Origin of the sequence: Xanthomonas hyacinthi, assembly GCF_009769165.1 — a bacterium.
GTDB classification, from domain to species: Bacteria; Pseudomonadota; Gammaproteobacteria; order Xanthomonadales; family Xanthomonadaceae; genus Xanthomonas_A; species Xanthomonas_A hyacinthi.
Window position 1 is genome coordinate 3566288 of record NZ_CP043476.1, and the last position, 20405, is coordinate 3586692.

At 68.8% G+C, this 20405-nt stretch carries 17 protein-coding genes; 1 reads left to right on the forward strand and 16 read right to left on the reverse strand.

Going from position 1 to position 20405, the window contains the following annotated elements:
- Positions 1–21: 21 nt before the first annotated feature.
- Both FZ025_RS15670 and FZ025_RS15675 read right to left on the reverse strand, forming a co-directional pair.
- Entirely contained in the window at positions 22–1332 is a 1311-nt protein-coding gene (locus tag FZ025_RS15670; protein ID WP_104558601.1) for a polyhydroxyalkanoate depolymerase, read from the reverse strand.
- 63 nt (positions 1333–1395) lie between these two features.
- On the reverse strand, positions 1396–2001 hold the full coding sequence (locus tag FZ025_RS15675) for a methyltransferase (RefSeq protein WP_046977884.1): 606 nt from the start codon (positions 1999–2001) through the stop codon (positions 1396–1398).
- A gap of 81 nt (positions 2002–2082) precedes the next feature.
- Between FZ025_RS15675 and FZ025_RS15680 the strand changes: the two genes are divergently transcribed.
- Entirely contained in the window at positions 2083–2538 is a 456-nt protein-coding gene (locus FZ025_RS15680; RefSeq protein ID WP_046977883.1) for a CopD family protein, read from the forward strand.
- Between the two features lie 163 nt (positions 2539–2701).
- Here FZ025_RS15680 and FZ025_RS15685 read toward each other — a convergent pair whose 3' ends face one another.
- From FZ025_RS15685 to pyrH, 14 genes are all read right to left on the reverse strand, one after another.
- Complete coding sequence (locus FZ025_RS15685; RefSeq protein ID WP_046977882.1) at positions 2702–3661, reverse strand: acetyl-CoA carboxylase carboxyltransferase subunit alpha; 960 nt, start codon at positions 3659–3661, stop codon at positions 2702–2704.
- Between the two features lie 193 nt (positions 3662–3854).
- The gene (dnaE, locus tag FZ025_RS15690) at positions 3855–7442 is read right to left on the reverse strand and encodes a DNA polymerase III subunit alpha (RefSeq protein ID WP_104558602.1); all 3588 of its coding nucleotides are present in this window, start codon (positions 7440–7442) and stop codon (positions 3855–3857) included.
- A gap of 142 nt (positions 7443–7584) precedes the next feature.
- The gene (locus FZ025_RS15695) at positions 7585–8277 is read right to left on the reverse strand and encodes a ribonuclease HII (protein ID WP_244292388.1); all 693 of its coding nucleotides are present in this window, start codon (positions 8275–8277) and stop codon (positions 7585–7587) included.
- On the reverse strand, positions 8274–9560 hold the full coding sequence (gene lpxB, locus FZ025_RS15700; RefSeq protein ID WP_208803676.1) for a lipid-A-disaccharide synthase: 1287 nt from the start codon (positions 9558–9560) through the stop codon (positions 8274–8276). The genes FZ025_RS15695 and lpxB overlap by 4 nt, the downstream gene beginning before the upstream one ends.
- A gap of 23 nt (positions 9561–9583) precedes the next feature.
- Entirely contained in the window at positions 9584–10375 is a 792-nt protein-coding gene (lpxA, locus tag FZ025_RS15705; RefSeq protein ID WP_104558603.1) for an acyl-ACP--UDP-N-acetylglucosamine O-acyltransferase, read from the reverse strand.
- Positions 10376–10394: 19 nt separating this feature from the next.
- On the reverse strand, positions 10395–10850 hold the full coding sequence (fabZ, locus tag FZ025_RS15710; RefSeq protein ID WP_104558604.1) for a 3-hydroxyacyl-ACP dehydratase FabZ: 456 nt from the start codon (positions 10848–10850) through the stop codon (positions 10395–10397).
- The gene (gene lpxD / locus FZ025_RS15715; RefSeq protein WP_046981166.1) at positions 10847–11869 is read right to left on the reverse strand and encodes a UDP-3-O-(3-hydroxymyristoyl)glucosamine N-acyltransferase; all 1023 of its coding nucleotides are present in this window, start codon (positions 11867–11869) and stop codon (positions 10847–10849) included. The genes fabZ and lpxD overlap by 4 nt, the downstream gene beginning before the upstream one ends.
- A 419-nt stretch (positions 11870–12288) precedes the next feature.
- Positions 12289–14655, reverse strand: a complete 2367-nt coding sequence (gene bamA / locus FZ025_RS15720) for an outer membrane protein assembly factor BamA (protein ID WP_104558605.1) — start codon at positions 14653–14655, stop codon at positions 12289–12291.
- Positions 14656–14740: 85 nt separating this feature from the next.
- Positions 14741–16105 (reverse strand): RIP metalloprotease RseP, encoded by a 1365-nt coding sequence (gene rseP, locus FZ025_RS15725; protein ID WP_046981164.1) that lies wholly within the window; start codon positions 16103–16105, stop codon positions 14741–14743.
- Positions 16106–16131: 26 nt separating this feature from the next.
- Complete coding sequence (dxr, locus tag FZ025_RS15730) at positions 16132–17319, reverse strand: 1-deoxy-D-xylulose-5-phosphate reductoisomerase (RefSeq protein ID WP_104558606.1); 1188 nt, start codon at positions 17317–17319, stop codon at positions 16132–16134.
- Positions 17320–17321: 2 nt separating this feature from the next.
- A complete protein-coding gene (locus FZ025_RS15735; RefSeq protein WP_046981163.1) occupies positions 17322–18146 on the reverse strand; it encodes a phosphatidate cytidylyltransferase in 825 nt (274 codons plus the stop codon).
- On the reverse strand, positions 18143–18880 hold the full coding sequence (gene uppS, locus FZ025_RS15740; protein WP_046981168.1) for a polyprenyl diphosphate synthase: 738 nt from the start codon (positions 18878–18880) through the stop codon (positions 18143–18145). Before uppS ends, FZ025_RS15735 begins: the two co-directional genes overlap by 4 nt.
- A 38-nt stretch (positions 18881–18918) precedes the next feature.
- A complete protein-coding gene (gene frr, locus FZ025_RS15745; RefSeq protein ID WP_104558607.1) occupies positions 18919–19476 on the reverse strand; it encodes a ribosome recycling factor in 558 nt (185 codons plus the stop codon).
- Positions 19477–19677: 201 nt separating this feature from the next.
- Complete coding sequence (gene pyrH / locus FZ025_RS15750; RefSeq protein WP_104558608.1) at positions 19678–20400, reverse strand: UMP kinase; 723 nt, start codon at positions 20398–20400, stop codon at positions 19678–19680.
- Positions 20401–20405: the final 5 nt, after the last annotated feature.

A 20405-nucleotide genomic window follows, 5' to 3' on the forward strand; every position in this document is an offset into this window, starting at 1 on the left:
CGGCCGGCCGCGGCCGGCCGCTCAGCCGGCCTTGCGGCTGCCGCGGCGCTTGAGCGGGGTGACGTTGCCGCTCGGCGCCTGCCCCGTGGCCGAGGCATTGGCGGCGATGAATGCGCGCACCTGCGGATAGACGATGTCGCGCCAGCGGCGGCCGCTGAAGATGCCGTAATGGCCGGCGCCTGCCACTTCCAGGTGCTGCCGGCGCTGGGCATCGATGCCGGTGCACAGGTCCTGCGCGGCGGCGGTCTGGCCCAGGCCGGAGATGTCGTCCAGCTCGCCTTCGATGCTGAGCAGGGCGGTGTCGCGGATCGCCGCCGGATCGACGCGCTCGCCGCCGATCGCCCATTCCCCGCGCGGCAGCAGGAATTCCTGGAACACCACCCGGATCGTGTCCAGGTAGTAGCTCGCCGGCATGTCCAGCACCGCGTTGTATTCGTCGTAGAAGCGGCGGTGCGCCGCGGCGTCCTGCAGGTCGCCCTTGACCAGGTCGGCATAGAAGTCCCAGTGCGACATGAAATGCCGGCTGGGGTTCATCGCCATGAATCCGGTGTGCTGCAGGAAACCCGGATACACCTGCCGGCCGTGCCCTGGATAGCCCTGCGGCACGGTGTGGATCAGATTGTGCTCGAACCAGGACAGCGGATTGCGCGTGGCCAGGTCGTTGACCTGGGTCGGGCTGCGGCGCGCATCGATCGGCCCGCCCATCATCACCAGCGAGCGCGGCGTGGCTTCGCCGCGCCCGGCCATCAGCGACACCGCGGCCAGCACCGGCACGGTCGGCTGGCACACGCTGATCACGTGCAGCTTGTCCGCGCCGATGTGGCGGATGAAGTCCTGCACGTAGTTGACGTAGTCGTCCAGGCCGAAGTCGCCGTCGCCCTGCGGCACCATGCGCGCATCGATCCAGTCGGTGACGTAGACCTTGTGGTCGCGCAGCAGGGTGCGCACGGTGTCGCGCAGCAGCGTGGCGTGGTGGCCGGACAGCGGCGCCACCACCAGCACGGCGGGCTGCCGCTTGAGTGCGGCCACGACCTTGGCGTCGTCGCTGAAGCGCTTGAAGCGCAGCAGCCGGCAGAACGGCTTGCGCAGCACTTCCTGCTCGACGATCGGCAGCGGGTGGCCATCGACCTCGACATGGTCCAGCGCCCACGCCGGCTTCTCGTAGTCCTTGCCGAGCCGGTGCAGCAGTTCGTTGCTGGCGGCCAGACGCTCGGCTCCCGGGAGCGCGGCCCACGGGCTATTGGCGTCGGAGAAGATCTTGGCGTTGGCCGCGGCCTGGTGGACCCAGGGGGCGAGCAGGTTGCGGGTCAGTTCGTGCCACTGGTAAAGCATGCCGGTGTTTCCATCCTGAGCGTATGCTGCCGTGCAGCATATCCTATCCGAGCTGGTTGCACCTTAATGGGGCACCAGACCAATTGCTTCCAGCGCCGCTGCATCCCCTGCCAGCGCTGGCGACAGCCAGCAATGACTGCCCACTGGGCGCAGCCCCAGCGCACCAAACTGGCGCCGGTACCAGCGCGCCGCACGCGGCTGGAAGCCGGCGTGGTCGCCATCGAACGCGTCCTCCATCGCGAAGGTCTCCAGGAACGCGACCCCGCCGCACAGTTCGGCCAGGCCCGGCAGGCCCTGGCGCAGTTCGCGGCTGGGCACGTAGTGCAGCACGTCCGAACACACCAGCAGGTCCACCGGCGCGCACGGCCGCAGCCAGGCGAAATCGCCGAACCGCGCCGGGCGCAGGTTGCGATGGCGGCCGTAGCGCGCGATCGCGTAGTCGCTGCTGTCGAAGCCCAGATAGCGCAGTTTCGGCCGCAGCGTCAGCAGCGGCGCGCGCCAGGCGCCTTCGCCGCAGCCGATGTCGAGCACGCTGCGCACCGGCCGTTCCAGGTAGTACTCGGCCTGGGCAACGGCGAGCGCGACCTTGCGCGCCAGGCGCGCGTTGCCGCCGATGGCGTCGCGGCGATACCAGCGCTGGAAATAGTCGGCGTCGTACTGTTTGTCCATGCGGGCTGGTGGTCCGTGCGGGCGCGATGCGAATCGGCGAAAATGGCGTGACATCCTACGCCAGCGACCCGGAGCCAGCGCATGCAACTCTATTTGTGGATCAAGTCCCTGCACCTGCTGTTCGTGGTCGCATGGATGGTGGCGGTGTTCTACCTGCCGCGGATCCTGGTCAACATCGCCGAGAGCGCAGGGCAGCCGCAGGTGCAGGCGCGGCTGCTGCTGATGGGGCGGCGCCTGTACCGCTTCGGCCACATGATGTTCGGCCTGGCGCTGCTGCTGGGGCTGACGCTGTGGCTGGGCTACAAGGTGCTGCCCGACTTCCCGACCATGGTCGCGCCCGGCCACAGCGGCTGGCTGCACGCCAAGCTGGGCCTGGTGGCGCTGCTGCTCGGCTATTACCTCTTCAGCGGGCGCTGGCTCAAGGGCGTGGCGCAGGCGCGCGCACTGCCGTCCGCGCGCGCGCTGCGCCTGTTCAACGAAGTGCCGGTGCTGGCGTTGCTGGTGGTGATCTGGTTGGTGTTGGCCAAGCCGTTTTGAGCGAAGCCGGGAATAGGGAATCGGGAATCGGCACAGCGGCATGCCGGTGACCTCAAACGCGCACTCACCGACCGGGACTCGCCAGCCAGTGGCGGCAAGGGCAGCGGCTTTTACGATTCCCCATTCCCGTTTCCCTATTCCCCGCGGCAGCGTGCCGCCGCGATCAGGCCGCTTCGTAGGCCCCGTAGCCGCGCAGGCGCTCGTAGCGCTTCTGCAGCAACTGCGCGACCGGCAGTTTTTCCAGCGCGTCCAGTTCGTTGAGCAGCACCGCCTTCAGGCGCCTGGCCATCTGCGTGGGGTTGCGGTGCGCGCCGCCGATCGGCTCGCGCACGACCTTGTCGACCAGGCCCAGCGCGGACAGGCGCTTGGCGGTCAGGCCCAGTTGCTCGGCGGCGTCCTTGGCCTTGCCGGCGTCCTTCCACAGGATCGAGGCGCAGCCTTCCGGCGAGATCACCGAATAGGTGCCGTATTCCAGCATCACGGTGCGGTCGCCGACGCCGATCGCCAGCGCGCCGCCGGAGCCGCCTTCGCCGATCACGGTGCAGATCACCGGCACTTTCAGTTCGGCCATTTCCAGCAGGTTGCGCGCGATCGCCTCGCTCTGCCCGCGCTCTTCGGCGCCGATGCCGGGATAGGCGCCGGGGGTATCGATGAAGGTCAGCAGCGGCAGCTTGAAGCGCTCGGCCAGCTTCATCAGCCGCAGCGCCTTGCGGTAGCCCTCCGGGCGCGGCATGCCGAAGTTGCGCGCGACCTTGCTCTTGGTGTCGCGGCCCTTCTGGTGGCCGATGATGACCACCGGGCGCCCGTCGATGCGGCCGAGGCCGCCGACGATGGCCTTGTCGTCGGCGAACGCGCGGTCGCCGGCCAGCTCCTGGAACTCGTCGCAGAACACCTCGATGTAGTCCAGCGTGTACGGGCGCTGCGGATGCCGCGCCAGCTGCGAGATCTGCCACGAGGACAGGTCGCGGAAGATCTGCGCGGTGCGCACCCGCAGCTTGTCCTGCAGCGCACGTACTTCGGTGTCGACGTTGACCGCCGGGCCGGTGCTGGCATTGCGCAGTTCCTGGATCTTGGCTTCCAGATCGGCGATGGGTTGCTCGAAGTCGAGGTAGTTCGGATTCATTGGACGCCGTCGTGAACGTAAGGAGGGGAGTTTAGCCGAACCGGTGCCCGTCACCCGTACGGGGCCGTGCGGTTGAGGGTGGGAATGGGGAATAGGGATTCGGGAATCGATAAAGCCGGGCAGCCCCAGTTCCTGCGGTCAACGCAGAGCCGGCTTTTCCCATTCTCGATTCTCGATTCCCCACTCCCGGCTCTCAAGCCCACGGCGGGCTGTACTTGACCTTCACCGCGCGCACGCCCGGATCGGCGCGCAAGGTGTCCAGCAGCTGCGGGTCCACGCGCACCGCGTGGCTGCCGTTGAGGTCGAGCATGCCGGCCACGGGGCCGTGTTCGGACTGCAGCAGCAGGTCCAGGCGCAGGGCGGTCTTGCCGGGGCGGTGGCGCGCCAGCAGCGCGTCGATGCGCGGCCAGGTGCTGCGCTGGCGCAGGTCCAGGCGCAGCGACAGGCGCTGCGCGTGGTGGGTGCAGATCTGTTCGTAGTCCCAGCACTGGCGGATGCGCAGCGCATAGCCGCCATTGAATTCGTCCTCGCGCACGCCGCCCTTGACGATCAGGATGCGGTCGCGGGTGAGCAGGTGGCCGAACTCGGCGATCGCATCGGTGAACGCGCTGCACTCGACCCGGCCGCGGCCGTCCTCGAGCTGCACGAACACCTGGCTGTCGCCCTTGCGCCGCACCCCGACCACCTGGCCGGCGAGGAGCGCGCTGGTTTCCGGGCGCCAGGCGCGTTTCTCGCCGCCGCTGCCGCCGCGCCCACCGCCGGACTGCGCGCAGATCTTTTCCAGCGCGCCCAGGTCGCAGCCGACCAGCTCGCGCACTTCCTCACGGTAGGGGTCGAACGGGTGGCCGCTGAGGTAGAAGCCCAGCGTCTCGCGTTCGCCGCTCAGCAATTGGCCCAGCGGCCATTCCGTGCTTTCCGGCAGCTCCAGGCGCAGCGCCGGGGCGCTGGTGTCGGCGCCGCCGAACAGCGAGTTCTGCCCGGAGGCGCGCTCGCGCGCCATCTGCTCGGTGGCCTTCATCACCTCCGGCAGCTGCAGCATCAGCGTGGCGCGGTTGCTGCCCAGCCCGTCCATCGCGCCGGCGTTGATCAGCGCTTCCAGGCTGCGCTTGTTGAGCTTGGCCGATTCCACGCGGGTGCAGAAATCCAGCAGCGACGTGTATTCGCCGCCGCGCTCGCGCTCGGCCACGATCGCCTCGCAGGCGCCGCGGCCCACGCCCTTGATCGCGCCCAGGCCGTACTGGATGGTGTCCGGGGTGGCCGCGGCGAACATGTAGGCCGCGGCGTTGAGCCGCGGCGGCAGCACGGTCAGGCCGAGGTTGCGCACCTCGTCGAGGAAGCCGACCACCTTGTCGGTGTTGTCCATGTCCGAGGACAGCGTCGCGGCCATGAACTCGGCCGGGTAGTGCCGCTTCAGCCACGCGGTCTGGTAGCTGACCAGCGCGTAGGCGGCGGCGTGCGACTTGTTGAAGCCGTAGCCGGCGAACTTCTCCATCAGGTCGAAGATTTCGTCGGCCTTGGCCTCGCCGACGCCGCCCTTGGCCGCGCCCTCGCGGAAGATCTCGCGGTGCTTGGCCATCTCCGCCGGCACCTTCTTGCCCATCGCGCGGCGCAGCAGGTCGGCGCCGCCCAGCGAGTAGGCGCCGACGATCTGCGCCATCTGCATCACCTGCTCCTGGTACACCATGATGCCGTAGGTGTCCTTCAGGATCGCTTCGGTGCGCGGATCGGGGTAGACGATCTCCTGCTGGCCATGCTTGCGCGCGTTGAAGTCCGGGATCAGGTCCATCGGGCCGGGGCGGTATAGCGACACCAGCGCGATCAGGTCTTCGAAGCGGTCGGGCTTGGCGTCCTTCAGCAGCCGGCGCATGCCCGAGGATTCGAACTGGAACACCGCGCCGGTGTTGCCCGAGGCGAAGATGCCCTTGTAGGTGGGCGCGTCGTCGAGCGGGAGTGCGGTGATGTCCACCGGCGGGATGCCGGCGCGCGCATGGCGCACGTTGATCGCCTTCACCGCCCAATCGATGATGGTCAGCGTGCGCAGGCCGAGGAAGTCGAACTTGACCAGGCCGACCTGCTCGACGTCGTCCTTGTCGAACTGGGTGACCGGGTTCCTGCCCAGGTTGTCGACGTCGTGTTCGGCGAACAGCGGGCAGAAGTCGGACAGCGGCGTCGGCGCGATGACCACGCCGCCGGCGTGCTTGCCGGCGTTGCGGGTGAGGTCTTCCAGCTGCCGCGCCAGGTCCATCAGGTCGCGGACGTCGTCCTCGCTCTGGTAGCGCTGGATCAGCTCCGGCGAGGCCATTTCCGAATCCTTGCCTTCGCCCATCGCGTCCTTCAGGGTGATGCCAAGGATGTTGGGGATCAGCTTGGCCACGCCGTCGACCAGGCCGTACGGGAAGCCGAGCACGCGGCCGCAGTCGCGCACCACCGCCTTGGCCGCCATGGTGCCGTAGGTGATGATCTGGCTGACCCGGTCGCGGCCGTACTTGCGCGCGACGTAGTCGATGACCTCGTCGCGGCGGTCCATGCAGAAGTCGATGTCGAAGTCGGGCATCGACACGCGTTCGGGGTTGAGGAAGCGCTCGAACAGCAGGTTGTACGGCAGCGGGTCCAGGTCGGTGATCTGCAGCGCCCACGCCACCAGCGAGCCGGCGCCGGAGCCGCGGCCCGGGCCGATCGGGATGCCCTGGTTCTTGCCCCACTGGATGAAGTCGGCCACGATCAGGAAATAGCCGGGGAAGCCCATCTTGATGATGGTGTCCAGCTCGAACTCGAGCCGGTCGACGTAGTCCTGGCGGGTCTTGCCCGGCGCCAGCGGGTTCTTCTCCAGGCGCGCGGCCAGGCCGTCGCGCGACTGGCTGCGGATCCAGCTGTCCAGGGTCTCGTTGTCGGGCACCGGATACGCGGGCAGGAAGTAGGTGCCCAGCTGCATCTCGATGTTGCAGCGCTGCGCCAGCGCCAGCGTGTTGTCCAGCGCGTCGGGAATGTCGGCGAACAGCGCGGCCATTTCCTGCGACGACTTCAGGTATTGCTGGTCGCTGTAGTCGCGCGGGCGCTTGGGGTCGTCGAGCACGCGGCCGGAGGAAATGCACACGCGCGCCTCGTGCGCGGCGAAGTCGCTGGCGTACAGGAAGCGCACGTCGTTGCTGGCCACCACCGGCAAGCCGCGGGTGCCGGCGGCGTGCAGTGCGAACTGGTTGAACGCTTCCTCGCCGCCGCGGCCGGTGCGGGTCAGCTCCAGGTGCAGGCCGTCGCCGAAGATGCGTTGCCAGTCGGCCAGCTGCTGCTCGGCCAGGTCGTGGCGGCCTTCGCCGGCCAGGCGCCCGGCCAGGCTGTCGCGCCCGGCCAGCGCGAACAGGTTGTCGCTGCCGCTCTGCAGCCACTCCGGGCGGATCGCCACGCCGCCTTCGTTGCGGTGGCCTTGCAGCCAGGCGCGGGTCAGCAGCCGCGACAGGCTCAGGTAGCCGTCGCGGTTGCGGCACAGCACGGTGAGCCGCCACGGCGTCTCGCCGGGACTGTCGGCGATCAGCAGATCGGCGCCGGCGATCGGCTTGATGCCCACGCCTTCGGCGGCCTTGTAGAACTTGACCAGCGCGAACAGGTTGTTCAGGTCGGTGACCGCGAGCGCGGGCAACTCCAGTTCGACCGCACGGCTGAGCAGGTTGGCCTGCCTGGCTTTCTTCGGGTCGGCCTGATCCGGTTTCTCGGGCACACGGATGGTCGAATCCGCCAGCGAGAACTCGGTGTGGACGTGCAGATGGGCGAAGCGGGAAGTGGACATGCGGAACCAGAACGATGCCCGGGCAGGGTAGCGGCGGGGGCGGGGCCGGGCAAGGCTTGACAAGCTCGGGGCTCGGGACCGGGGACTCGGGACCCGGTGGTCCGCGCGCGCGGACCCCGCGCGCGTTGTCGCGGGCCGGAAACTAGGCGATCTGCGGCTGTTCCGGGTCCCGGGTCCCGAGTCCCGAGTCCCGATTCTGCAGCGCGCGGCGCACCGGCGCGAAGCTGCGCCGATGCTGCGGGCAGGGGCCGTGCGCGGCCAGCACGGCCAGGTGCGCCGGGGTGGCGTAGCCCTTGTGCAGGTCGAAGCCGTAGTGTGGGTGCTGTTCGTGCAACTGGCGCATGATCCGGTCGCGGGTGACCTTGGCCACGATCGAGGCGGCCATGATCGCGCGGTCCAGGCCGTCGCCGCCGATCAGCGCCTCGGCGGCGCAGGGCAGGCCCTTGGGCACGCGGTTGCCGTCGATGCGCGCGAACCCGGCCACATGCGCCACGCCTTCGACCGCGCGGCGCATGCCCAGCATCGTCGCCTGGTAGATGTTCAGCCGGTCGATCTCCTCGGCCTCGATCAGCACCACCTGCCAGGCCAGCGCGCGCTCGACGATGCGCGCGTACAGCGTCTCGCGGCGCGCGGCGGTCAGCTGCTTGGAGTCGTCCAGGCCGTTGATGCGGGTGCGCGCCGGATCGAACACCACCGCGGCCACCGCCACCGGCCCGGCCAGCGGTCCGCGCCCGGCTTCGTCGACGCCGGCGTAGAGCCGGGAATCGGGAGTGGGGAATGGGGAATGGGGCAAAAGCGGCTGCTGCGGCAACGGAGCCGGAACGGAGCGCTTCATGCCGTTGCTCCCGACGATTCCCCATTCCCCACTCCCGATTCCCGGCTCCCAAGCAACTCCAGCACCGCATCGGCGGCACGTGCCGACGCGTCCTGGCGCAGCAACTGGTGCAGGCGCGCGTACTCGGGCTGCAGCGCGGCCACCGCCTGCGGAGCGTGCAGCCAGTGCAGCAGCGCGGCGGCGAGCGCGTCCGGGGTGCAGGCGTCCTGCATCAGTTCCGGCGCCAGGTCGCGGCCGGCGAGGATGTTGGGCAGCGCGTAGCGGTCGACCTTGAGCAGGCCCAGCGCCTTGACGATGCGGTAGGTCAGCGGCGCGACCTTGTAGCCGACCACCATCGGCCGCTTCACCAGCATCGCCTCCAGCGTGGCGGTGCCGGACGCCAGCAGCACCACGTCGGCGGCGAGCAGCGCGCTGCGGGCCTGGCCGTCGAGCAGGTGCGAATACACCACCGGCAGCGCCGAACGCGACAGCTGCTCGGCCAGCAAGGCCTTGCACGCGGAGTTGGCGGCCGGCACCACCACGTGCGCGCCGGGCGTCTGCTGCAGTACCTGCCAGGCGGCGGCGAAGAAGGTGTCGCCGAGCCGGCCGATCTCGCCCAGGCGGCTGCCCGGCAGCACCGCCAGCACGGTCGCGCCGGCCGGCAGGCCGAGTTCGGCGCGCGCCGCATCGCGGTCGCCGTGCAGCGCGATCGCGTCGGCCATCGGGTGGCCGACGAAGCGCGCATCCACGCCGTGCCTGGCGTAGATCGGCGGTTCCATCGGGAACAGGCACAGCACCCGATCGGCGCTGGCGCCGATCTTGGCCGCACGCCGCTCGCGCCACGCCCACACCGACGGGCTCACGTAGTGCACGGTGCGGATGCCGCGCTGCTTGAGCCAGCGCTCCACGCCGAGATTGAAGTCGGGCGCATCGATGCCGACGAACACGTCCGGGCGCCAGTCCAGCAGGCGCTGGCGCAGCGCGCGGCGCAGTTTCAGCAGCCGCGGCAGATGCCGCAGCACTTCCATCAGCCCCATCACCGCCAGTTCGCTGGCATCGAACCAGGTCTGGCAGCCGGCGTTGCGCATCGCATCGCCGCCGATGCCGGCGAATTCGGCCTGCGGATAGCGCGCGCGCAGCGCCTCGATCAGCCCGGCGCCAAGCTGGTCGCCGGAGGCTTCGCCAGCGACCAGGGCGATGCGCAGCTTTGCTGTGCCGGGAATCGGGAATGGGGACTGGGGAATGGGTGAAGCAAGAGCGGGGCTGCGGCCGGGCGGGCTACTACCGCTCTTCCCATTCCCCATTCCCGATTCCCCATTCCCCGCACTCATCGCAACAACGGCCGCTCGCTGGCTTCGATGAATTCCAGCATCGCGCGTACGTCCTCGCTGCTGTCGGCCAGCACCGCGAGTTGCTGCTTGGCCTCGGCCAGCGGCAGGCCGGCCACGTACAGCGCGCGGTAGGCGCGCTTGATCGCGGCCAGGCGCTCGGGATCGAAGCCGCGGCGCTTGAGGCCTTCGCTGTTGATGCCGCGCGGGCGCCCCAGCGAGTTGCCGCCGACCATGGTGAACGGCGGCACGTCGCCATTGATCAATGCGCCCATGCCGAGGAAGGCGTGATCGCCGATGCGGCAGAACTGGTGCGCGCCGGCGAAGCCGCTGATGATCACGTGGTCGCCGACTTCGACATGCCCGGCCAGGGTGGTGTTGTTGGAGAACACGCAATGGTCGCCGACCACGCAGTCGTGGGCGACGTGGGTGTAGGCCAGGAACCAGTTGTCGCTGCCGACGCGGGTGATGCCGCCGCCGTTGCCGGTGCCGCGGCTGACGGTGACGAACTCGCGGATCACGTTGCGGTCGCCGATCACCAGCTCGGTGCGCTCGCCGGCGAATTTCTTGTCCTGCGGATCGCCGCCGAGCGCGACATGGCCGACCAGGCGGTTGCCGCGGCCGATCCGGGCCGGGCCGACGATGCTGCAATGCGGTCCGATCACGCTGCCGTCGCCGATCTCGACCTCGGCGCCGATCAGGGTGAAGGCGCCGACGCGCACATCCGCCGCCAGCCTCGCCGACGGATCGATCACCGCGGTGGGATGGATGAGAGGGGCGTTGTCGCTCATTGCAGGTCTCCTGCCTGGATCATTCGCGGGTGCCGGCGCACAGCACTTCGGCGCAGGCGACGATCTTGCCGTCGACCTTGGCTTCGCCGTAATACACGGCCATGTTGCGGATCACCCGTTTGATTTCCACGTGCAGCTCCAGCACATCGCCGGGCACGACCTGCCTGCTGAAGCGGGCGTTATCGACCTTGACCATGTAGAACAGCTTGGACTGCGCATCGCGGCCCAGCGCGAGCTGGGTCAGCACGCCGCCGGCCTGCGCCAGCGCCTCGATGATCAGCACGCCGGGCATGATCGGCTGTCCCGGGAAGTGGCCCTGGAAGTACGGCTCGTTGATGCTGACGTTCTTGTGCGCCACGATCTTGCGGCTCTCGAAGTCGAGCGACACCACCTTGTCCACCAGCAGGAAAGGATAGCGGTGCGGGATCAAGGCCTGGATCTGGTTGATGTCCGGCAGGGGCTGGTCGTGGCTCATTGCTTCTCCTTGCGGACAGACAGGATGCGACGGGCCAGGGCATCGAGCTGCTTGAAGCGCGCGGCGTTCTTGCGCCACGTGCGGTTGTCGGTCAACGGGGTGCCGGACGAATACTCGCCCGGCGCATGGATGGAATTGCGCACCACCGACTTGCCGGTGATCACCACCTTGTCGCAGATTTCCAGGTGGCCGACCACGCCGACCGCGCCGCCGAGCATGCAGTAGCGGCCGATTTTGGCGCTGCCTGCGATGCCGGTGCAGCCGGCGATGGCGCTGTGCGCGCCGATGTGCACGTTGTGCGCGACCTGCACCAGGTTGTCCAGGCGCACGTCTTCCTCGAGCGTGGTGTCTTCCAGCGCGCCGCGATCGACGCAGGCGTTGGCGCCGATCTCGCAATCATCGCCGATGGTCACGCCGCCGAGCTGCGGCACCTTGATCCAGTGGCCGGCGTCCATCGCCAGGCCGAAGCCGTCGGCGCCGAGCACCGCGCCGGGATGGATGCGCACGCGCTTGCCCAGGCGCACGCGGGTGACCAGGGTGACCCGGGCGATCAGTTCGCAGCCGTCGCCGAGCGTGCAGTCGTCGCCGATCACGCAGCCCGGACCGATCGCGCAGCCGTCGCCGATCACGCTGCGCGCGCCGATGCTGACGAAGGCGCCGACGTGCGCGCTGGCGGCGATCTGCGCGCTGGGGTCGATGCTGGCGCTGGGATGGACGCCGGGCGGACGCGCCGGCGCCACGTCGAACAGCGCGGCGATCTTGGCGAAGGCGACGTACGGATCGCGCGCGATCAGCGCGGTGCCGGGCGCCGCCTCGGCGTCGTCGGCGCGCAGCACCACCACCGCCGCGGCGCTGTCGACGAGCTGCGCGCGATAGCGCGGATTGGCCAGGAAACTGAGCTGGCCGGCGCCGGCATGCGCCAGCGTGGCCACGCCATGCACGGCGACGCCGCCGTCGCCATGCACTTGCAGGCCGAAGCGCTCGGCGATCTCGTGTGCGGTATGGGAAGGAATATTCACCCGGGGATTCTACCGTGTGCCATCGACACGGTCATGCTGCCCCTGCGCAGCAGGCAGCGCGGCTGGTCAGCTGCCGCCTACAGACCGGTCAGCTTGCGGCCAGCCCACCGGAGAAAAATCCGCGCCTAGCTCGTGCCGACCAACAAAGACGGCAGCCAAATGACCGGAGCCAAGCCCCCTTTAGTAAAGGGGGCGCGCCGACAGGCGCGGGGATTTGGGAGAAGACGAGCCGGGGCCCGCGATTCGCACGACGAATCGTGGGGCGTCAGCGCGAACGCGTTGACGCGCTCCCCCCTTTAGTAAAGGGGGCGCGCCGAAGGCGCGGGGATTTGGAAAGCCAAGCCTCCGGGGCCCATGCTCCTGCACAGCAGGAGCATGGGGCCGCCAGGGCCAAAGCCCTGGCGGCGGGTGGGCAGTTCCTAGAACTGCCCGCCAAAGGTGAACTGCAGGCGCTCGATCTCGTCGTTGTCTTCCTTCTTCAACGGGACCGCGTAGCTGATCGAGATCGGGCCGACCGGTGCGCGCCACAGCAGCGCTACGCCGGTGGAGGCGCGCAGTTCGTTGGTCTTGTAGCTGTCCACGCCGCTGAACACGTTGCCGACGTCGACGAACGCGGAGATGCGCGCCGACGGGCTGTCGAACAGCTTCGGGAAGTACATTTCCGCCGAACCCACGGTTTTGAACGAGCCGCCCAGCGGCTGCCCGCGGCTGTACGAGGCGGTCACCTCCGAGCGCGGGCCGAGGGTGTTGTCCTCGAAGCCGCGCACCGAGTTGGTGCCGCCGGCGTAGAAGTTCTCGTAGAACGGCAGGCCCGTGGCAGTGACCCTGCGGGTGGTGCCGTCGGCGTTGGTGATGGTGCGGCTGACGTCGCTGCCATAGCTGTCGCCGTAGCCGAACTCGGCGCGGGTGTTGAGCACCAGCGACGGAATCAGCATCCAGTACTTGGAGATCTGGTAGTTCAGCTTCCAGTACTCGACGGTGGAGCCGGGCAGGGTGGCTTCCAGGCCGACGCGCTGGTACATGCCGCGGGTCGGCATGAAGTAGTCGTTGCGGGTGTCGCGCGCCCAGCCCAGTTCGCTGCGCCAGGCATGGAAGGTGCGCTGGCCGATCGCGTCGATGTAGTCGATGATCGCCTGCGGGGTGTAGCCGGCGTAGGTGGTGATCTGGTTGCTGTCGATGCCGAACATCAGCGAGACGGTGTCGTTCTCGGTGATCGGCACGCCGAAGATCATCTGCGCTGCGCCGTTCTTGCTGTTGTACTGCGCGGTGCCGAAGTCGGAGTAGTCCAGCTTGCGGTAGGAGATGTTGTAGCCCAGCGAGACGCCGTCGTCGGTGAAGAACGGGTTGGTGTAGGAGAACGCGTAGCGCTCCTGGTAGCTGCTTCGCGAGGCGTCCACCGAGACGCGGTTGCCGCCGCCGAGGAAGTTGTTCTGCGACAGCTGGATCGAGGTGGTCACGCCGTAGGTCTGCGAATAGCCCAGGCCGAAGGTGAAGCTGCCCGAGGTGGTCTCCTTGACGCTGTAGACCACGTCGACCTTGTCGTTGCTGCCCGGCACCGGCGGCGTTTCCACGTCCACCGATTCGAAGTAGCCCAGGCGCTGCAGGCGGATCTTGGAGCGGTCGATCGCCGCCTGCGAGTACCAGCTGTTCTCGAACTGGCGCATCTCGCGGCGCAGCACTTCGTCGGAGGTGCGGGTGTTGCCCTTGAACACGATGCGGCGGACCGACACGCGCGGGCCCGGCACCACCTGCAGGTTGATCGCGACGGTGCGCTTCTCGCGGTCGGTGGTGGGGATCGGGTTGACCTTGGCGAAGGCGTAGCCGATGTTGCTGAGGGTGTTGGTGATCGCGTCGGAGCTGAACTCCAGCAGCGCGCGCGAGAAGGTGTCGCCCGGCTTCGGGATCACCAGCTTCTCGATCTCTTCCTGCGGCAGCACGGTGTCGCCGGTGACCTTGATGTCGGAGATCTTGTACTGCTCGCCCTCGGTGATGCCGGCGGTCAGGTACATGTCGCGCTTGTCGGGGCTGATCGCCACCTGGGTGGAATCGACGCTGAAATCGACATAGCCGCGGTCCAGGTACCAGGAGTTGAGCTTCTCCAGGTCGCCGGACAGTTTTTCCTTGGAGTACTGGTCGTCGCGGCGGTACCACGACAGCCAGTTGTGCTCGCGCGATTCCCAGCCCTCCAGGATGTCCACGGTGGCGAACTTCTCGGTGCCGACGATGTTGACGTGCTGGATCTTGGCGGCCTTGCCTTCCTTGATCGCGATCGCCACGTCGACCCGGTTGCGGTCCAGCGGACTCACCGTCGGGGTGATCTCGACGTTGTACTTGCCGCGGTTGTTGTACTGGCGGGTCAGTTCCTGGGTCACCCGGTCCAGGCTCAGCCGGTCGAAGGTGCCGCCCTCGGTCAGGCCGATGTCGGACAGGCCCTTGAGCAGCTCTTCGCTCTTGATGTCCTTGTTGCCGGTGACGGTCAGCTTGTTGATCGCCGGGCGTTCCTTGACCGTGACCACCAGGATGTTGCCCTGGCGATCGACCTGCACGTCCTCGAAGAAGCCGGTGCGGTACAGCGCGCGGATCGCCTCGCCGACCTTGGCGTCGTCCACCGTGTCGCCGCGTTCCACCGGCAAATACGTGAAGACGGTACCGGAGGAGATGCGTTGCAGCCCGTCGACGCGGATGTCGCTGGCGGTGAAGGGCTCCGTCGCCTGGGCCAGGACCGGCAGGCTGAGGCTGGCGGCGAGGGCGAGGGCTAGCAGGCGGCGAGTGGGAAATCGCGTCATGTCACGTCCGGTAGAGGTCGATATCGTTGTTGCATGGGCGCCGGCGCAAGACGACGACAGCGGGTCGGGTGGATCAGCATCGGGTTCATCGCACAACCTGGCCGAAGATGTCGTTGTAGAACGCCAACCCCATCAGCCCGGCCAGCATCGTCAGACCGACGAACTGCCCCGCAGCCATGGCACGCTCGCTCAGCGGGCTGCCCTTGACCAACTCAATAAGGTAATACAGCAAGTGCCCGCCGTCCAAGATCGGAATCGGCAGCAGGTTCATGATCGCCAGGCTCAGCGACAGCAGCGCCAGGAAATACAGGAACCAGTCCGGGCCCTGCTTGGCCGAGACGTTGGCGACCTTGGCGATGGTGATCGGCCCGGACACGTTCTTGATCGAGGCCTGGCCGGTCAGCATGCGCCGGATGATCCCCAGCGTATCCCCGGCCAGCCTGCCGGTCTCGCGGAACGCGGCCGGGATCGCCGCCAGCGGGCCGTATTGCAGCTTGGCGTCGAACGCCGGCGGCGGGCGGTCCTGCTGGCCGAGGTCCACGCCCAGCGACAGGCCCTGCAGGCGCGGGTCCTTGCTGGGGGTGAGGCGCACCTCCAGCGCCAGCCGCTCGCCGTTGCGCTCGACCTCGACCAGGCCGCTGCCGCCGTTGCTGGCCAGCGCCCGGACCTGCGGGGCGACCTGGTCGACGCTGGCGACCGAGGCACCATCCACCGCCAGGATGCGGTCGCCAGGGCGCAGTACGCCGTCGGCGGCCGAGCCCGGGGTCACCTTGGCGACGATCGCCGGCTGCAGGGTGAAGCGCCAGGTGAGGCCGGCCAGGCGCGGCACCTGCTGCTCGTCGAAACCGGCAGGCAGCTGCGACAGGCGCAGCGTATGCACGCGGCTGGCGCCGTCCTGCGCGTCCTCGGTCTGCACGCGCACGTCGGCGGCGTCCATCGCCGCCACGGTCAGCTGCATGCTGGCATCGCTCCAGCTGGACACCTCGCGCGTGCCGATGCGCACGATGCGCTCGCCCGGCTGCAGCCCGGCCTGCAGCGCCAGGCCCTCGGCGCGGCCGACCACCGCGGCGTAATCCTGCTTGCCGATCACGAACATCGCCCACAGCAGCGCCACGCACAGCACCAGGTTGGCGATCGGGCCGGCGGCGACGATGGCGATGCGCTGCCACACGCTCTTGTTGTTGAAGGCCTGGCTGTGCTCGGCCGGGGCCACCTCGCCCTCGCGCTCGTCGAGCATCTTGACGTAGCCGCCGAGCGGGATCGCGGCGATCGCGAACTCGGTGCCGTGGCGGTCGTAGTACGACCACAGCGGCTTGCCGAAGCCCACCGAGAAGCGCAGCACCTTGACCCCGCAGCGGCGGGCGACCCAGAAGTGGCCGAACTCGTGGAAGGTCACCAGCACGCCCAGGCTGACCAGCATCCACCAGACGGACCCGATGAAATCACCCATGCGCGTGGCTCATAGGGGCGTGCGTGTCAGACATGGGCAGGCTGGCGGGCAATGGCGAGTTCGGTGATCTTGCGCGATTGCGCGTCCGCCGCCAGCAGCGCGTCCAGGGAGTCGGCCGCGCCTGCGGGCAGCACGGTCAGGGCGTTCTCGACCAGCGCAGGAATCGATAGGAAACCGATACGGCCCTGAAGAAAGGCTGAAACAGCCACTTCGTTGGCCGCATTCAGGATCGCCGGGGCGCTGCCGCCGGCCTGCAGCGCGCGCCAGGCCAGGCCCAGACAGGGAAAGGCGTCCAGGTCCGCCGGCTCGAACTCCAGGCGGCCATGGGCCAGCAGGTCCAGCCCGGCGACCCCGGATTCGATCCGCTGCGGCCAGCCCAGGCCCACCGCCAGGGTGGTGCGCATGTCCGGCAAACCCATCTGCGCCAAGGTGGAACCGTCGATGAACTCGACCAGCGAGTGGACCAGGCTCTGCGGGTGCACCAGGACCTCGATGCGCGCAGGCGGCAGCGCGAACAGGTGGTGCGCCTCGATCACTTCCAGGCCCTTGTTCATCAAGGTCGCCGAATCGACCGAGATCTTCGCTCCCATCGACCACTTCGGATGCGCCACCGCCTGCGCCGGGGTCACCGCCTGCAGGCGGGCGCGGTCCCAGCCGCGGAACGGGCCGCCGGAGGCGGTCAGCAGCACCCGCCGCACCTCGGCGCCGGCCTGGCGTGAGCGCAGGCACTGGAAGATCGCGCTGTGTTCGCTGTCGATCGGGATGATCTCGGCGCCGGCGGCGGCGGCGGCGGCGGTGACCAGTTCGCCGGCCAGCACCAGCGATTCCTTGTTGGCCAGCAGCAGGCGCTTGCCGGCGCGGGCCGCGGCCAGGGTCGAGGCCAGGCCGGCGGCGCCGACGATGGCGGCGACCACGCTGTCGCAGGCGTCGCCGGCCACCAGTTGCTCCAGCGCGGCGGCGCCGGCATGCGCCTCGGTGCGCAGCCCGGCAGCGCGCAGGCCATCGCGCAGCGCCGGGTACAGGGCCGGATCGGCGATCACCGCGTGCGCCGGCCGGTGCGCGGCGCACAGCGCCAGCAGCGCGGCGAGGTTGCCGCCGGCGGCCAGCACGCTGGCGCGCAGCCGCTGCGGATGGCGCGCGATCACGTCCAGCGCCGACGCGCCGATCGAACCGGTGGCGCCGAGCACGGCGATGGAGCGGACGGCATCGGACATGTTCAGAACCCGAAGATGTCCTTGCCCAGCGCGAAGATCGGCAACGCCGCCAGCACGCCGTCGATGCGGTCCAGCACGCCGCCATGGCCGGGGATCATGTTGCCGGAGTCCTTGGCGCCGACGTGGCGCTTGAGCAGGCTCTCGAACAGGTCGCCGACCACCGAGGCCAGCACGCTGACCGCGGCCACGAGCAGCAGGCCGGGCAGCTGCGGCAGGGCGACCCCGGCCAGCCAGCCGAAGCCGGCCGCGCAGACCAGCCCGGCCAGCAGCCCGCCGAGCAGGCCTTCCACGGTCTTGTTGGGGCTGATCCGCGGCGCCAGCTTGTGCTTGCCGAACTGGCGCCCGGCGAAATAGGCGCCGGAATCGGCGGCCCACACCGTGACCAGCGCGGTCAGCAGCCAGCGGTGCCCGTTCGGCTCGCTGGCATGGATCAGGCCCAGTGCGGCCCAGGCCGGGACGATCGCCAGGGTGCCGGCGGCCAGCTTGAACACCCGCGCGTAGGTGGCATGGTCGGAGCCGAACTGGAAGAAGCGCAGCCACAGCAGCGCCACGCACCACCAGCCGACGCCGACCAGGGTGGTCAGCTGGAACAGCACCAGCGAGCCGGCCGAGGCCCACACCAGCAGCACCATCAGCAGCAGGTTCAGCACCAGCAGGATGGTGCGCGGCAAGGTGTCGTCGACCTCGGCCAGTTTCAGCCACTCCCACAGGCCGACCAGGAAGATCAGCGCGGCCAGGGCCGCCAGCCATTGGGTCGGCAGCAGCAGGATGGCGCAAATGGCCAGCGGGGCCATGATCAGCGCGGCGATGACACGGGTGCGGGTCATGCGGATGTGTTCTCCGTCGCCGGGGCGACTTGCGCGCTGGTCAGGCCGAAACGCCGCTCGCGGCTGGCGTAGTCGTCCAGGGCTTGTTGCAGCACCTCGGCGCCGAACTCCGGCCAGAGGGTCTCGGTGAACCACAGTTCGGTGTAGGCCAGCTGCCACAGCAGGAAATTGCTGATGCGCGTGTCGCCGCCGGTGCGGATGAACAGGTCCGGTGGCGGCAGGTCGGCCAGCGCCATGTGCGCCGACAGCAGCGCCTCGTCGATCTGCTCGGGGCGCAGGCGCCCGGCCGCGACTTCTTCGGCCAGCGCCCGTGCGGCCTGGGCGATGTCCTGGCGGCCGCCGTAGCTGGCCGCGATCGACAGGTGCAGGGCCTGGTTGTGCTGGGTGCCGGCTTCGGCCTGGGCCATGCGCTCGCGCAGCGACGGCGCGAAGCGCGAGCGGTCGCCGATGAAGCGCACGCGCACGCCGCGCCGCTGCAGTTCCTCGACTTCGCGGTCCAGCGCGTGCAGGAACAGCTTCATCAGCGCGTCCACTTCTTCCTGCGGGCGGCCCCAGTTCTCGCTGGAGAAGGCGAACAGGGTCAGCGCGGGGATGCCGCGCTCCAGGCAGAAGTCGATGGTGCGGTTGACCGCGCGCGCACCGGCGCGGTGGCCGATCACGCGCGGCCGGCGGCGGCGCTGCGCCCAGCGGCCGTTGCCATCCATGATGATGGCGATGTGGCGGGGCAGGGACATGGAAGGGGGGTCGGACGGCATGGCCGCGAGGCGCAGGCTCAGACCGCCATCAGTTCCTGTTCCTTGCCCTTGACCACGTCGTCGACGTCCTTGATCGCCTTGTCGGTCAGCTTCTGGATGTCGTCCTCGGCGGCGCGGGCCTCGTCCTCGGTAACCTGCTTGTCCTTCAGCAGATCCTTGATCTGCTGGTTGGCGTCGCGGCGGATGTTGCGGATGGCGACCTTGCTGTCTTCGCCTTCGCCATGCACGACCTTGGACAGCTCGCGGCGGCGCTCTTCGGTCAGTGCGGGCAGGTTGAGGCGGATGGTGGTGCCGGAGGTGTTCGGGGTCAGGCCCAGGTCCGAGGCCAGGATCGCCTTCTCCACCGCGCTGACCATCTGCTTTTCCCACGGGCTGATGGTTAGCGAGCGGGCATCGGCCACGGCGATGCTGGCGACCTGGCTCAGCGGCATTTCCGAGCCGTAGTAATTGACCTTCAGGTGCTCGACCAGGGCCGTCGAGGCGCGGCCGGTCCGCACCTTGATGAGCGTATGGCGCAGCGCATCGATGCTCTTGGCCATGCGGGTCTGTGCGTCTTGTTTGATTTCGTTGAGCATCGCCGGTGTCCGTGCTGAATCTTAATCGGACGATTATAGCCTGCTGGGAATGGGGAATCGGGAATGGGGAATGGCAAAGGCAGTTCCCAGCACGATTGACTCAACCGCGCGCCGCGGGGAAGTAGCCTCGCGTCAATGTTGCGGCGCGCAACGCTCTTGCGATTCCCTAGTCCCGATTCCCGATTCCCGATTCCCGGCTCTTCAGCTACGCCCCTTCACCAGCGTCCCGATCTCGGCGCCATGCAGGATCTTCAGCAGTTCGCCGGGCTGGCCCATGTTGAAGATGCGCAGCGGCAGGTCGCTGTCGCGGGCCAGCGCGAAGGCCGCGGTGTCCATCACTTCCAGGTTGCGGGCGATCACTTCGTCGTAGGTCAGGCTGTCGAAGCGCACCGCATCGGCGTGCTTCTTCGGGTCCTTGTCGTACACGCCATCGACCTTGGTCGCCTTCAGCAGCAGGTCGGCGCCGATCTCGATTGCGCGCAGCGCCGCGCCGGAGTCGGTGGTGAAGAACGGATTGCCGGTGCCGGCGGCGAAGATCGCGATGCGGCCCTTTTCCAGGTGGCGGATCGCGCGGCGGCGGATGAAGTCCTCGCACACGTCGTTGATCTTGATCGCGCTCATCACCCGCACCTTGGCGCCGAGCTTTTCCAGCGCGTCCTGCATCGCCAGTGCGTTGATGACCGTGGCCAGCATGCCCATGTGGTCGCCGGTGACCCGGTCCATGCCGCCGGCGGCCAGGCCGGCGCCGCGGAAGATGTTGCCGCCGCCGATCACCAGCGCCACTTCCGCACCGGCCTGCTGCGCCTCGATCACTTCATGGGCGAGGCGGTTGATGACTTTTGGGTCGATGCCGTAGTCCCCGTCCCCCATCAGCGCTTCGCCGGAAAGTTTCAACAGGATGCGGCGATAGGCGAGCTGGGACATGGCGA